At 64.7% G+C, this 13,053-nt stretch carries 15 protein-coding genes; 11 read left to right on the top strand and 4 right to left on the bottom strand.

Annotated elements, in window-relative coordinates; genetic code table 11:
* Positions 1–33: 33 nt before the first annotated feature.
* Positions 34–651 (bottom strand): isochorismatase family protein, encoded by a 618-nt coding sequence (locus M2267_RS17060; protein WP_429115680.1) that lies wholly within the window; start codon positions 649–651, stop codon positions 34–36.
* A 106-nt stretch (positions 652–757) separates the two neighbouring features.
* Here M2267_RS17060 and M2267_RS17055 point away from each other — a divergent pair, with 106 nt between their 5' ends.
* Together M2267_RS17055 and M2267_RS17050 are read left to right on the top strand one after the other, a co-directional pair.
* Entirely contained in the window at positions 758–1,780 is a 1,023-nt protein-coding gene (locus M2267_RS17055; protein WP_429115678.1) for a GlxA family transcriptional regulator, read from the top strand.
* A complete protein-coding gene (locus M2267_RS17050) occupies positions 1,777–2,070 on the top strand; it encodes a hypothetical protein (protein WP_429115677.1) in 294 nt (97 codons plus the stop codon). The genes M2267_RS17055 and M2267_RS17050 overlap by 4 nt, the downstream gene beginning before the upstream one ends.
* Before the next feature lie 141 nt (positions 2,071–2,211).
* On the opposite strand, the gene M2267_RS17045 is transcribed toward M2267_RS17050, so the two are convergent.
* Entirely contained in the window at positions 2,212–3,126 is a 915-nt protein-coding gene (locus M2267_RS17045; protein WP_429115675.1) for a LysR substrate-binding domain-containing protein, read from the bottom strand.
* Between the two features lie 91 nt (positions 3,127–3,217).
* Between M2267_RS17045 and M2267_RS17040 the strand changes: the two genes are divergently transcribed.
* The 5 genes from M2267_RS17040 to M2267_RS17020 all read left to right on the top strand — a co-directional run bounded on the left by M2267_RS17040 (position 3,218) and on the right by M2267_RS17020 (position 7,646).
* Positions 3,218–3,610 (top strand): glyoxalase, encoded by a 393-nt coding sequence (locus M2267_RS17040; RefSeq protein WP_429115674.1) that lies wholly within the window; start codon positions 3,218–3,220, stop codon positions 3,608–3,610.
* A gap of 2 nt (positions 3,611–3,612) precedes the next feature.
* Entirely contained in the window at positions 3,613–4,284 is a 672-nt protein-coding gene (locus M2267_RS17035; RefSeq protein ID WP_429115672.1) for an SDR family oxidoreductase, read from the top strand.
* A gap of 59 nt (positions 4,285–4,343) precedes the next feature.
* Complete coding sequence (locus tag M2267_RS17030; RefSeq protein WP_429115670.1) at positions 4,344–5,444, top strand: alkene reductase; 1,101 nt, start codon at positions 4,344–4,346, stop codon at positions 5,442–5,444.
* Positions 5,445–5,485: 41 nt separating this feature from the next.
* The gene (locus tag M2267_RS17025; protein WP_429115669.1) at positions 5,486–6,502 is read left to right on the top strand and encodes a zinc-binding alcohol dehydrogenase family protein; all 1,017 of its coding nucleotides are present in this window, start codon (positions 5,486–5,488) and stop codon (positions 6,500–6,502) included.
* Positions 6,503–6,839: 337 nt separating this feature from the next.
* Complete coding sequence (locus M2267_RS17020) at positions 6,840–7,646, top strand: arginase family protein (protein WP_429115667.1); 807 nt, start codon at positions 6,840–6,842, stop codon at positions 7,644–7,646.
* A gap of 37 nt (positions 7,647–7,683) precedes the next feature.
* On the opposite strand, the gene M2267_RS17015 is transcribed toward M2267_RS17020, so the two are convergent.
* Complete coding sequence (locus M2267_RS17015) at positions 7,684–8,661, bottom strand: serine hydrolase domain-containing protein (RefSeq protein ID WP_429115914.1); 978 nt, start codon at positions 8,659–8,661, stop codon at positions 7,684–7,686.
* Between the two features lie 169 nt (positions 8,662–8,830).
* The gene (locus tag M2267_RS17010) at positions 8,831–9,403 is read right to left on the bottom strand and encodes a TetR/AcrR family transcriptional regulator (protein WP_429115665.1); all 573 of its coding nucleotides are present in this window, start codon (positions 9,401–9,403) and stop codon (positions 8,831–8,833) included.
* Between the two features lie 89 nt (positions 9,404–9,492).
* On the opposite strand from M2267_RS17010, the gene M2267_RS17005 reads away from it, so the two are divergent.
* The 4 genes from M2267_RS17005 (at position 9,493) to M2267_RS16990 (ending at position 13,034) form a co-directional block, all read left to right on the top strand.
* Positions 9,493–10,401, top strand: a complete 909-nt coding sequence (locus M2267_RS17005; RefSeq protein ID WP_429115663.1) for an SDR family oxidoreductase — start codon at positions 9,493–9,495, stop codon at positions 10,399–10,401.
* 132 nt (positions 10,402–10,533) lie between these two features.
* Complete coding sequence (locus M2267_RS17000; protein ID WP_429115661.1) at positions 10,534–10,788, top strand: hypothetical protein; 255 nt, start codon at positions 10,534–10,536, stop codon at positions 10,786–10,788.
* 333 nt (positions 10,789–11,121) lie between these two features.
* Positions 11,122–12,111 (top strand): hypothetical protein, encoded by a 990-nt coding sequence (locus M2267_RS16995; RefSeq protein ID WP_429115912.1) that lies wholly within the window; start codon positions 11,122–11,124, stop codon positions 12,109–12,111.
* Between the two features lie 83 nt (positions 12,112–12,194).
* Complete coding sequence (locus tag M2267_RS16990; RefSeq protein WP_082006150.1) at positions 12,195–13,034, top strand: L,D-transpeptidase; 840 nt, start codon at positions 12,195–12,197, stop codon at positions 13,032–13,034.
* Positions 13,035–13,053 lie beyond the last annotated feature (19 nt).

Raw genomic sequence — 13,053 nt, 5'->3', positions numbered from 1 at the left:
TCGGAAAAGCCCGTCCAGGCAGACGCCCAACAATCAGGACCGGCGCGGCAGCGCCAGAACCTGATCGGTCGTCAGGATATCGCCGAAGCTGTCATCGATCGTCGCCAAAGATGCGCGATGCAGCAGCGCATGCGCAACGACTTCGCCATCCCCCGTATCGAGATCGCGCGTCGCGCAGGCGTCCGAAGCGACGATGACGTTGAAGCCGAGCGGTACGGCATCGCGTGCCGCGCCGGCCACGCAGGCGTGGGTCATCAGGCCTGACATCACGAGTGTTTCGACGCCCGCCTGCTTCAACTGGATGCTGATATCCGTGCTCGCAAAGACGCTGACCGACGATTTGCGCACCACCGAATGGTTCGCAGCCGGCTGAATGTCCCGGTGAAACGCCGAGGTCTCGCTATCCTCGGCAAACACAGGGCTGCCGGCCGGTGTGACATGCTTGATATGATAGACCTTCATGCCCTCCGTATCGGCGCGGGCGATCAGCCGCTTTGCATTGGCGAGCGCCTTTTCGCCATCGGGGATCGGCATGCGGCCGGCAAAATACTCGTTCTGGAAGTCGATCGCCAGCAGCGCCGTCCTCCTGGGATCTAGGCTGGCGGGGGCAGCGGCACCGGCAATCGTACGTATGGTCGGATGTTGTGTCATGGGAGGTTCCTTTCGCGTTTCGACGCTCGCGAAGATCGTCAAAGCGGGCTCAACGCGAAAGTGGCCTGAACGACAATATATGATAGGTTCCGGCCAAGTTGAGTGAATGAGTATCGGCCAGAACGTGCACACCATCGCCATCGTCGCCTTTGAGGGTATCAGCCCGTTTCACCTCTCGGTGCCCTGCATCGTCTTCGGCGACGACCTCCTGAAGCTCGGCGCGCCGCGTTACCGCCTGCTGATTGCCGGAGAGAAGACCGGTTCCATCCGCACCATGTCCGGCTTCAGCATCGCGGTGGAGCACGATCTCGCGAGCCTCGCGGGGGCGGATACGATCGTCGTGCCGGCCTGGGATGATCCCGGCCGCCGCCCGTCGAAAAGGCTGCTCGACGCTTTGCGCGTGGCCCACGCCCGTGGCGCCCGGCTTGTTGGTCTCTGTCTCGGCACCTTCGTGCTCGCCGAAGCCGGCCTGCTCGATGGGCGAGCAGCCTCGACACACTGGGCCTGGGCCGATGAATTCGAACGCGCCTACCCGCAAGTCGCGCTGAATCGGAACGCGCTCTATCTCGACGAGGGCGATATCCTGACATCAGCAGGTACGGCGGCGGCGATCGACTGCTGCCTGCACATCGTGCGCAACGACCATGGGGCCGAGATCGCCAACCGCATCGCCCGCCGGCTGGTCGTCGCACCGCACCGCCAGGGCGACCAGGCGCAATATATCGAAGCGCCGCTCCCCTCCCCCGGCAGCGGCGACCCGCTCGGAGCGACGATCGCCTGGGCGATCGAACATCTCGACGAGCCGCTGTCGCTCGAGCGCCTCGCCGACCACGCCGGCATGAGCCTGCGCAGCTTCACCCGTCATTTCCGCAAGAAGACCGGAACGACCTTCACGCAATGGCTGCTGGCGCAGCGTCTCGCGGTGGCGCAACGCCTGCTCGAAACCGGTTCCTGTTCCGTCGATCACATCGCAGACATGGCCGGCTTCGGCTCCACCGTCTCGCTCCGCCAGCATTTCACCCGGGCGTTTTCCATTTCGCCGGCGAGCTATCGCCGTCAGTTCCAGAACAAGAAGTCGTCGAATAGGGTCGTCTCAGATCGCAAACCTTCGGAAGCAGCAGTGACATGACCAGACTGGATTGCAACCCGGACGACGTCGAACTGGTGCAGGAAACCACGCCAGAAGGCTTCGGCGACTGGATCGCCCAGAAGATTGAGCGCGAATTCGGCGCCCCGAAATTCCTTGAGTGGGCTCCCGCCCCACACGTCCTGCTCTCACCGCTGCTGGACGCGATGGCGGCCGGAGATTCTCTGTGGTTGTGCCGCAGCAGGCACCGGGCCGTGCTCCATGGCAATGAGGGCGTCGCCCTCGTTCGGGACGGGCAGCCGATTCTCTACCTGCGTGTGATCCAGCGCTGAGGACATCCAGCCAGCATCGGCCGCGTCTTCGGCCGTCGCAACAGGATCGCCAGCAGCGGCACTGCAGCCGGCGAAACCTCGGCCACGCAGAGGAAAAAGGCCGAATAGTCGAAACGCTCGGCGATCCAGCCACCGGCCGGTCTAGGCACGTTTTGCCGCCAGCATCTGTTCGACGGCACCCAGATCAGTTGCGATGCGCTCGATCAACAGCCGTACCCGGCGCGGCTGCACGCTCAGCGGCGGATAGACGATCTGAAGCCCGGTTTCGCCGACCGCAAACTCTGAAAGCAGCTCGATGAGGGCGCCGGAGGCAAGGTCTTCGGCGATGTCCCATACCGATTTCAAGGCGATGCCGTGGCCGTCGCGGCACCACTGCGCCACCAGTCCACCGTCATTGGCGACGCGCCGGCCGCGCACCATCACCCTGTGCGGCTTGCCGTCTACCTGAAAGGCCCATTCGCGATCGAGATTGGCGCCGAAGCGCATGATGATGCAGTCGTGACGGGAGAGATCGTCGGGATGCTCCGGTCGCCCCACGGCTTCGAGGTAGGCCGGCGCCGCACACACCACGCGCCGGTTCTCCCCGAGCGGCCGAGACCGCAGCGTGCTGTCGGCAAGCACGCCGTGGCGGATTGCGAAATCCATGCCCTGGCCGACCAGGTCGAGGTAACCGTCGGTGAGATTGAGATCGACCGTCACGTCGGGGTGCTCGGCGAGAAACCGGTCGAGGATCGGCACGATATAGCGCCGCCCCATATCCTCAGGCGCACTCAGCCGGATCGGGCCGGAGATCGTGCGCGTGCCCGAACGGATGCCGCTTTCCAGTTCGTCGGCCTCCGCCAGCAACCGGCGGGCACCGTCCACCAGCAGACGCCCCTCCTCCGTCAGGCTGATCGCCCGCGTCGTCCGTTTCAGAAGTGCAGCGCCATAGTGCGCTTCCAGTGCAGCCAACCGCTCGGACACCGAGGCTGGCGACAACCCCTTCTCGCGGCCGGCGGCGGAAAGCCCGCCCTTTTCGACGATCAGAAGGAACAGGGCCAGATTGTCGAGCAGCATCTTTCGATTTCTCCGAAATATAATTTTGGAACTAAGCCAATTATCCGGATGCGCCGCAAGCGCTAAATTCCGAAACGAAAGGAGACGCGTGATGCAGCTCGACCATGTCACCATTCGCACTGCCGATATCGACGGAACGCGCGCGTTCTTCGAAACGGTCTTCGATCTCACCATCGGGGAACGTCCGGCCGCAATCCGACACATCCCCGGCTGCTGGCTCTATGCCGAAGGCAAGCCGATCGTTCACATCATCGGCAGCCGCGGCATGGGCTTCGAGCGGGCGGCCGAAGCGATCGATCATGTCGGCTTTCGGCTGGAAGGCTACGCCGCCTTTCGCGCCAGGCTCGACCGGCTCGCCATTCCCTATTCGACCATGGACCTTACCGATATCGGCGAGCGGCGGCTGTTCCTGCGCGCACCCGGCGGACCGCTGCTCGAAGCCGTCTTTTCCGAACCGGTTCCCACCCTTTATCCCGGAGAATGACCATGACCTTCACTGACACCACCGTCTCCGTCGTCATCGGCGGCACCAGCGGCATCGGCGCCGCCGTCGCCAAGGCGCTTGCCAAGCGCCCGGGCCGGGTGGAGATCGCCAGCCGCGCCACCGGTCTCGATCTTGCCGATACCGCAGCAGTGGCTGCCTATTTCCGCAGGCTCGGGCCGATCGACCACCTGATCATGACCGCCGGCTCCGCCGCGCCCGGCGGCAAGGTGAGCGATGTCGATCTCGATGCCGCCAAGGCGGCTTTCGACATCAAGTTCTGGGGATCGGTCGTGGTCGCTCGGGAGGCTGCCCGATACATGCGCGCCGGCGGTACGATCACCTTCACCTCGGGTTTCCTCGCCCGCCGAACGGTCCCCGGCACCTTCGTCAAGACGGCGATGAACGCGGCGCTCGAAGCGACCGCCAAGGTCATGGCCAAGGAGTTGGCCCCGCTGCGGGTGAACGTCGTCAGCCCCGGCCTGACGCGGACGGAAGCCTATGCCGGCATGACCGGCGAGGCGCGCGACGCGATGTTCGATCGCGCTGCAGCGACCCTCCCTGCCGGCCGCGCCGGGCAACCCGAAGATATCGCCCAAGGCTATCTCTTCGCCATCGACAATCCCTTCGTCACCGGCTCGGTGATCGACATCGAAGGCGGCGCGCTGATCAACTGACGCGCCTCCCCACGCTTTGCCCGGTCGCCCGGCGACTGCCCCTCACCAAGGATTTCACCATGCCATCGCTCTTTTCTCCGATCTCGCTCGGATCGCTGACCCTGCCCAACCGTATTGCGCTTGCGCCGATGACGCGGGCGCGCAGCAGCCAGCCGGGCAACGTGCCCAACGCCCTGATGGCCGAGTACTATGCTCAGCGCGCCTCGGCCGGGCTCATCGTCACCGAGGCCACCCAGATCTCGGCGCAGGGCCAGGGCTACTCGTTTACGCCCGGCATCCACTCTCCCGAGCAGATCGCCGGCTGGCGGCTCGTCACCGACGCCGTGCACCGGGCCGGAGGCCGCATCGTGCTGCAGCTCTGGCATGTCGGCCGCATGAGCCATGAGAGTTTCCACGACGGCGCCAGCCCGGTCGCACCGTCCGCGATTTCGCCGGACGCAAAGGTCTGGGTGGCCGATCCGGAAACCGGCATCGGCGCGATGGTCGACAGCCCCGTGCCGCGCGCCTTGGCGCTGAGCGAGATCGCCGGCATCGTCGAGGATTTCCGCCAGGCGGCAGCAAACGCCATCGAAGCCGGCTTTGACGGCGTCGAGATCCATGGCGCCAACGGCTACCTGATCGACCAGTTCCTGCGGCGCTCGTCCAACCGACGCGACGACCGCTATGGCGGCCCGGCCGAAAACCGCATCCGCTTCCTGGTCGAGGTCGCCGAGGCGGTTACCGGCGAGATCGGCGCCTCCCGCGTCGGCATCCGGCTTTCGCCCTATATCACCCAGCGCAACATGGAGGACGACGAGATCATCCCGACGATCCTGAAAGCCGCGCGTGAAATCGACCGCGTCGGTCTTGCCTATATCCATCTGGTGGAAGCCGATTGGGACGATGCGCCCGTTATCCCGGACGACTTCCGCCGCGAACTGCGCTCCGCCTATTCCGGCCGTATCATCCTCGCCGGCCGCTATGATCGTAACAAGGCCGAGGCGATCCTTGCCGCCGGCCTTGCCGACATCGTCGCCTTCGGCCGCCCGTTCATCGCCAATCCGGACCTGCCGCGCCGGCTGAAAGACGGGCTGCCGCTCGCAACCTTCGACAAGGCCACGCTTTTCGGCGGTAACGCCGAAGGCTACTCTAACTATCCGGCACTCGAGCGCGTGGCATGACCGCGGCAATCACACCTCTTCACCCCAAAAAGGAGCAACTCATGAAAGCTGTCGCCCTCACCCGCTATCTCCCGGTTTCCGACCCGGAGAGTTTCCTCGATGTCGAACTCCCGAAGCCGGAACCCAAGGGGCATGACATCCTGGTCACCGTCCACGCCGTCGCGGTCAATCCCGTCGACGTGAAGATGCGCGCCCCGAAGGACAAGGTCGAGGAAACGCCGCGCGTGCTCGGCTGGGATGCAAGCGGCATCGTCGAGGCCGTCGGCCCTGACGTGACGCTGTTCCAGCCTGGAGACGCCGTCTACTACGCCGGCGACCTGACGCGGTCGGGATCCAACCAGCAGTATCAACTGGTCGACGAGCGCATCGTCGGGCGCAAGCCGAAGACCCTCTCCTTTGCGGAAGCGGCCGCCCTGCCATTGACGACGATCACCGCCTATGAGGCCTTCTTCGACCGGCTCGGCATCGACCGGGACGGCGCCGACCGCGGCCAGTCGATCCTCATCGTCGGCGGCGCCGGCGGCGTCGGCTCGATCGGCATCCAATTGGCAAAGCGCGCCGGCCTCACCGTCATCGCCACCGCATCGCGGCCGGAAACCATCGCCTGGGTCAAGGAACTCGGCGCCGACCACGTGGTCAGCCATCGCGAACCATTGGTCGCGCAGGTCCGGGCGCTCGGCTTTACCCATGTCAATCACATCGCCATCTTCAACGACATGCGCCACTGGGACGACGCCGTCGAGCTGATCCGGCCGCAAGGCGGTATCGTCTCGATCGACAACACCGACGTGCCGATGCCGATGGCCGGCATGAAGACCAAGGCGGCGAGCCTGCACTGGGAGTTCATGTTCGCCCGTCCGATGCACCAGACATCAGACATGATCGAGCAACATCGTCTGCTCAGCTTCGTCGCCGACGAGATCGACGCCGGACGGCTGAAGACGACGCTTGCCGAGGTGCTCTCGCCGATCAACGCCGCGAACCTGCGCGAAGCGCATCGCCGCATCGAGACCGGGGCCGCCAAGGGCAAGATCGTCATCGAAGGCTTTGGCGGCTAACCGCCACGGTCGTCGATCCAAGTGAAATCGCTTGCCGCGACACAGATTGCGGCAAGCACCCCTCACTTCTGAAATTTCGGCAGCATGCCGCGCCGCGCCAAACGGCCGGGCAACTTTGGCGATCGCGGCGCCCCGTGCACAGCAATCGCGTTAACGCTCGCCCCAATGAAATTGCGACCGCAGCGCGATATCGATATATCCAAACAGATATATCGATTCTTCGAGGCTTCCCTTTCAGGCCAATCCCGACACATCCGCCAAAAACGCCCGAACAGGCGGCCTCGCGGCGCGCGAAAAGGCCGGTGTAAACGCCCGAAGAAAAATAAGGAGAATGCTCGTGCCCTACGAACTCGTCGTCTCCCAGGGACGCATCGCCGACAGAACGCCTGGCGCCATCCCCGGGGCGGCCCTGACGGCAGAAGCTCTGGGCAAGTGCACCGGGCTGCAGCCGATCACTATCGGCAGCCCGTCGCCGGCGAAGGAAGACGATTGGTCGGCAAGCCTGCCCGAGGCCGGGGAGACCCTGGCGGGCCTGCAGGCGGCGATTGCCGCAACACTGCAACGTGGCGACAAACCGCTTTTCATCACCAATACCTGCTCCGCCAGCCTTGCGACACTGCCTGTCGTTGCGCGGGAACGCGCCGACGCGGTGTTGCTCTGGATCGACGCCCATGGCGATTTCAACACGCCTCAGACAACCGAAAGCGGCTATCTCGGCGGCATGGTGCTGGCCGCCGCCTGCGGGCTTTGGGAAAGCGGCCACGGCAGCGGGCTGAACCCGGAAAAGGTTGTCATCGTCGGCGCGCGCGACATCGATCCCGCGGAGATGCATCTGTTGCAGCAGGCGGGCGTGCGCATCGTACCCCCCGCGGAAGCGACGCCGGAGGCCATTCTTTCGTTGATCGGCGATGCGCCGGTCTGGATCCATGTCGATTGGGACGTGCTCGAGCCGAACCATGTGCCGGCCGCCTATGCGATCAGCGATGGCCTCTATCCGCAGACCTTGCGCACCATCTTCGCGGCGATCCCGAAAGAGCAGATCGCCGGCATAGAGCTCGCGGAATTCGAAGCGTCCGAGGACGTGCGAAGAGATGAAGCTGCGATCGAATGCCTGCTCGGCATCGTGGAACCGTTGCTGGCCTGACGCGGAGCAGCGTCGAGCCAGCGCGGCCGAAGCCTCGTCACCCGTCCGTTTCCGGTTCGGCCTTCACCTTCGTGATGATCTCGCGAAGCACCAGATGCAGCGCGTCGCGGTAGCCGTTGCGGGCAGACGGGCCGCTTTCGGCCGAGGTCATCACCACGGTCAGATCAAGGCTCGGGATGATGTAGAGCATCTGGCCGCCATAGCCCCAGGCGAAATGCACCTCCTCGCCGGCGATCTGGCGCTCGAACCAGCCATAGCCGTATTCGTCGCCGGAGAAGCGCGAATTGGTGCGATGCTGCCAGGAGGCCGCAATCCACCCTGCCGAGACCAGTTGCTGGCCTGACGCGGTGCGCCCGCCATTGCGGTAGAGTTCGCCGAAGGCCAGCAGCGAGCGCGGGCTCATCGCCATCTGGTTGCCGCCCAAGTAGATGCCTTGCGGATCGCGGTCCCAGGCCCCGATGCAGAAGCCTTCCAGCGGCCCCAGCCACTCGCGCGCCAACGTCAGGGTCGACTTGCCGCTGACCTTCGTCAGGATCGCCGAAAGCAGATGGGTGGAGGCGGTGGAATAGAGCATCTCGCCGCCCGGATCGTCGTCGAAGGGCTGGGCGAGCGCGGTGCGCACCCAGTTGCGGCTGGCGACCCATCGACCGTAGTTCGGCCCCGAGAGACGACCAAGCCCCGCCTGCATCGAAAGCAAGTGGCCGATGGTGATGTCGTTGATGCGCGGATCCGGCGAGGCCGGCAGGTCCGCCTTCAGGATCGGCGCGATCTTCTGATCCGGCCCCTCGAGCAGCCCCTTGTCGATAGCGATGCCGACCAGCGCCGAGATAATCGATTTCGAGGCCGACTTGATGTTGGTCGAGTCCGTCACACGGTTGCGACCGTAACCGCGCTCGGCAACGATCTTGCCGTTGCGCGCGACGATTACGGTCTTCAGAGGATCAAGATCCGGCCGCGAGGCCAGTTCGTCCAGCAAGGCCGAAACCGGCGATGGCGTCTGGGCCACGGCCGGCATGGCGACGAGCGTCGAGACGACGAGGACCAAGGCGGCGAAGCGGGCGACGATGACTGCGGCAAATCTGATCATGGATCAGCATCTAAGACCGGCTTGCGCCGCCGTCATCCACTGCACGGCCATCTCACGGCGATTTGACAGCCCGGTGAGCGGGGCGCCGCCGTCGAACTCAGCCCTCCGGCCGCCGTGCGAAGGCTTCGACGAAACGCGTCAGGCTCTGCTCGACAAAGGCCGTCACCGGCATTTTCGGGTCGAAACTCCACCAGAGCAACGATCCCTGCCATTGCGACGCCATCAAAAGACCGAGGCCCGGGCTCGCAGCGGGCAGGCCGGCGAGACATTCGTCGAGCACGCCCGAGAGCACGTCGCGCCATTTCGCGCCGCGGGCACGCAGCAAAGGATCGCGCAGGTCTTCCCGAAGAATTCTGAGGTCGTCGGCATAACTGTCGATACCGCCATAATCGCCCGAGAGACCCACCAGCAGCGCGACAGCGCCCTCCGGCGTTCGCGGCACGCTCGCCATCAGCTCCGTCGTCTGCCCGTCCAGCCCATCCCAGGCCTGGATGAGCGCCCGCTGGATCAGCTTCGTCTTGTTTTCAAAGCGCTGCACCAGGGTGGCGCCGGAAAGACCTGTGCGTGCAGCCAGCGCCGCGAAGGTCAAGCCATCTGGACCATCGGCCCGCATCAATGCGAAGGCGGCGGCCAGCACTTCTTCGTCTGGCATCGTTTTTGGGCGAGGCATCTTGACTCTCATTTATAACCGAACAATCATTTATATATCATACCAGCCGGAAAACGCCAGTTGGCAATCGGCCATGAAGGAGAAAAATCATGACGCTAGAAGGCAAAGTCGCCCTCGTCGCTGGCGCGACGCGCGGCGGCGGGCGCGGCATCGCGACCGAACTCGGTGCCGCCGGCGCCACGGTCTACGTGACCGGTCGTACGACGCGGCAACAGCAGTCCGAATACAGGCGTCCCGAAACGATCGAGGAAACCGCCGAGATCGTCACCAGCCTCGGCGGCAAGGGCATTCCCGTCCAGGTCGACCATCTGCAACCGGAGCAGGTCAAGGCGCTCGTCGAGCGCATCCGCAATGAACAGGGACGGCTCGACATCCTCGTCAACGACGTCTGGGGCGGCGAATTGCTGTTCGAGTGGAACAAGCCGGTCTGGGGGCACAATCTCGAAAACGGACTGAAGCTTCTGCATCTGGGTGTCGATACCCACCTGATCACCGCCCACTACGCCCTGCCGCTGATGATCGAGAAACCCGGCGGCCTCTTGGTCGAGGTGACCGACGGCACCGCCGAATACAATGCCGAGAACTACCGGCTGTCGCCTTTCTACGATCTCGCCAAGGTTTCGGCCAACCGCATGGCCTGGGCTCACGCCAAGGACCTTTCACCGCACGGCGCCACCGCGGTTTCGATCACGCCCGGGTGGATGCGCTCGGAGATGATGCTCGAACATTTCGAGGTCGGGGAAGACAACTGGCACGACGCCACGAAAAACCAGCCGCATTTCGTCATTTCGGAAACACCGCGCTTCGTCGGCCGCGCCATTGCGGCGCTCGCGGCCGATCCGGACAAGGCCCGCTGGAACGGCCAGTCGCTGTCGAGCGGCGGGCTGGCGCAGGTCTACGGCTTCACCGATCTCGACGGCTCGCGGCCCGATTGCTGGCGCTATATGCGCGAGGTGATGGAAGCGAACAACCCGGCGGACGCGACCGGCTATCGCTAGGGCGCACAGCCGCCAAGCCGTCATCGGCAAACTTGAAACGGGGAGCCAGCTCCTATAGTTCGGTGTTTCGGGCAACCCCAGCACCGCCGCCCCCCCTTCTGGATGCGGCAGCGCTATCGAGTGTGATTGAACATGGCATCGCGGGATCGGTATTCGAGAAAGCTGGAATGCGCCAAGTGTGGAGCCGCCGGCTTCGCCGAAGCGTCGGAAAACGACAGCGGCAAGGGCAGCAGTCGCGGCTTTACCATCGACGTGATGCCGAAGGGCTTCTCCACCGAGCGCAATTCTCCCGACCCCGCCAAGCACATGGTGCGCTGCCGCTGCGGCAACGTCTTCGCCTTCAAGCAGAAGACCGTCTATGCACCCGCCAGCGAACCGCGGGACTGAAGCATCGGGACCTTTCCGGCGCCCGCGTTGAGAAAAAATTCACCATCTTGTCTCAACATCGACCCAATCGGCGGTCAGCTATGGCGGCGCGCGTTCAAGAATTGTTGATCGCGAGTGCCAGGGACAAAGGCTTGCAGCCAGGGCTGTCACCGCTTAATCGCTGAACTCAAGGCTGAACCGAACTGCGTCGAACGCTTCGGGTCGGCACCCGCGCCACACGAAGGACGCTTGGTGGCGGAAGCATTTCCAGGAGCCCGCATGCGGCGCGAGACGATCAACAGCCCTTCTTCCGAGACACCCCAGGCCGGCAGGATATTCGCGCAGCTGCGACGGATGCGGCATGCCCTGGCGATCGGCGCGATGGCTCTGGCGCTGTCCGGCTGCATGGCGCTCGACGCCGACGACGTGCGCGAGCCGCCGCCGATCCCGGCAAAGCTGATCGCCGCCATGGCAAAGAACGGCAGCAAGCCGGAAAGCCCGGTGCTGATCCGCATCTTCAAGCAGGAAAGCGAACTCGAGGTCTGGAAGCAGAACAAGCAAGGCCAGTACGCCCTGTTGAAGAGCTACCCCATGTGCCGCTGGTCCGGAAAACTCGGCCCGAAGACGAAGTCGGGCGATCGTCAGGCGCCGGAAGGTTTCTACCACGTCTCGGCCGGCATGCTGAACCCGAAATCGCAATATTTCCTGTCGTTTAACCTCGGCTACCCGAACCGGCTGGAATCGGCGCTCGGCTACACCGGTGAGGCGCTGATGGTGCACGGCGCCTGTTCGTCGTCCGGTTGCTACGCCATGACCGACCAGGGCGTCGGCGAAATCTATGCCGTGGTGCAGCGCGCGCTCGCCGGCGGCCAGGGCACGTTCCAGGTGCAGGCCTATCCCTTCCGCATGACGGCGGAGAACATGGCCAAGCACCGCGGCGACCCGAACTTCGATTTCTGGAAGAACATCAAGCAGGGCTACGACATCTTCGAGGCGACGAAGCGCCAGCCGAAGGTTGCGGCCTGCGGCCGCCGCTACGTCTTCAACACCGATTTTGCCGATGGCGAACCGTCCGACCCGCTTGCCGCCTGCCCGGCGGCGATCTCCACGCCCGATGCCGGACTGGTGGCGCGGCTGCAATCGGAGGACGCCAAGCTCGCCGGCATGATTGCCAATCAGACCTCGGCGCCCATCAACGCCTATGTCGATGGCGGCATGCATCCGAGCTTCCGGGCGCTTCTTGAGAAAAACGGCGCTGAAAAGCTGGCCGCGAAGATCTCGGGAACTAAGTATCCTATCAGCCGACCCGAAGCGGCGCTGGCGGACCCTTACGCCGGCCTGTGATCGTTCCGTCGGCTGGCGACGCACAATTGACTTAAAGGGTCGGTTGCATCGCCGGTAGCGAATAGAGGACGATCGAGGATTCCATGCCCGAAAGAGAGATCCGCCGCCGCGCCTTCCTGCAGCTTTCCGCCGGGTTGGCGGCCGCTGGTCTCGCCGGCTGCGCCTCGCCGCGGCCCACGGTGACGCGCTCCTACGCGCCGGAACCGGTTCCCGAGACCAATACGTTCCTGGCCGACATGTACGGCGAGAAGCCGAACGAGACCTACCCGCTGCCGGCCATTCCCTACGAGAAGATCGATCCGCGCTTCTATCGCCAGATGGTCGCCGATCCGACCGGTGAAAAGCCGGGAACGCTGGTCGTCGACGTCGGCAGCCACTTTCTCTATCGGGTCTATGAAGGCGGCCAGGCGATGCGCTACGGCGTCGGCCTCGGGCGCGCCGGTTTCGCCTGGGCCGGCCGCGGTGTCATCCAGTACAAGCGCGAATGGCCGCGCTGGAAGCCGCCGAACGAGATGGTGGCGCGCCAGCCCGAGCTGCAGCAATTCAGCATCGAGGCGGGCGGCATGGATCCCGGCCTCAAGAACCCGCTCGGCGCCCGCGCCATGTACATCTTCCAGAACGGCGAAGACACGCTCTACCGCATTCACGGTTCGCCGGAATGGTGGACGATCGGCAAGTCGGTGTCGTCGGGCTGCGTGCGCATGATCAACCAGGATGTCGTCGATCTCTACAACCGCGTGCCGAACGGCACGCCGATCGTGGTCACCGACCTCTCGGGCGGTGGCATGGTGCAGTCCCAGCCGATGCAGAACGCGCAGCCCCTGCCGGATGGGCAACCGTTGCCGGACTCACAGCCGGTGCGGCGGTCGCCGGACTATATGCTGATGGGACCGGACGGGCTGCCGCTTCCGCAGCCGCTCTGAGGCAATCCGTCCGGCAAGG

Origin of the sequence: Ensifer sp. KUDG1, from assembly GCF_050434285.1 — a bacterium.
Taxonomy (GTDB): Bacteria; Pseudomonadota; Alphaproteobacteria; order Rhizobiales; family Rhizobiaceae; genus Ensifer.
This window is presented reverse-complemented; position numbering and strand designations above follow the sequence as displayed.

Bases quoted from the DNA above. Each gene is read 5' to 3' on its own strand.
- M2267_RS17000 (WP_429115661.1), top strand. From the start codon at position 10,534: ATGGCATCGCGGGATCGGTATTCGAGAAAGCTGGAATGCGCCAAGTGT.
- M2267_RS17050 (WP_429115677.1), top strand. From the start codon at position 1,777: ATGACCAGACTGGATTGCAACCCGGACGACGTCGAACTGGTGCAGGAA.
- M2267_RS17005 (WP_429115663.1), top strand. From the start codon at position 9,493: ATGACGCTAGAAGGCAAAGTCGCCCTCGTCGCTGGCGCGACGCGCGGC.
- M2267_RS16995 (WP_429115912.1), top strand. From the start codon at position 11,122: ATGCGGCATGCCCTGGCGATCGGCGCGATGGCTCTGGCGCTGTCCGGC.
- M2267_RS17040 (WP_429115674.1), top strand. From the start codon at position 3,218: ATGCAGCTCGACCATGTCACCATTCGCACTGCCGATATCGACGGAACG.
- M2267_RS17010 (WP_429115665.1), bottom strand. From the start codon at position 9,403: ATGCCTCGCCCAAAAACGATGCCAGACGAAGAAGTGCTGGCCGCCGCC.
- M2267_RS17030 (WP_429115670.1), top strand. From the start codon at position 4,344: ATGCCATCGCTCTTTTCTCCGATCTCGCTCGGATCGCTGACCCTGCCC.
- M2267_RS17025 (WP_429115669.1), top strand. From the start codon at position 5,486: ATGAAAGCTGTCGCCCTCACCCGCTATCTCCCGGTTTCCGACCCGGAG.
- M2267_RS17045 (WP_429115675.1), bottom strand. From the start codon at position 3,126: ATGCTGCTCGACAATCTGGCCCTGTTCCTTCTGATCGTCGAAAAGGGC.
- M2267_RS17055 (WP_429115678.1), top strand. From the start codon at position 758: ATGAGTATCGGCCAGAACGTGCACACCATCGCCATCGTCGCCTTTGAG.
- M2267_RS17035 (WP_429115672.1), top strand. From the start codon at position 3,613: ATGACCTTCACTGACACCACCGTCTCCGTCGTCATCGGCGGCACCAGC.
- M2267_RS17015 (WP_429115914.1), bottom strand. From the start codon at position 8,661: ATGCCGGCCGTGGCCCAGACGCCATCGCCGGTTTCGGCCTTGCTGGAC.
- M2267_RS16990 (WP_082006150.1), top strand. From the start codon at position 12,195: ATGCCCGAAAGAGAGATCCGCCGCCGCGCCTTCCTGCAGCTTTCCGCC.
- M2267_RS17060 (WP_429115680.1), bottom strand. From the start codon at position 651: ATGACACAACATCCGACCATACGTACGATTGCCGGTGCCGCTGCCCCC.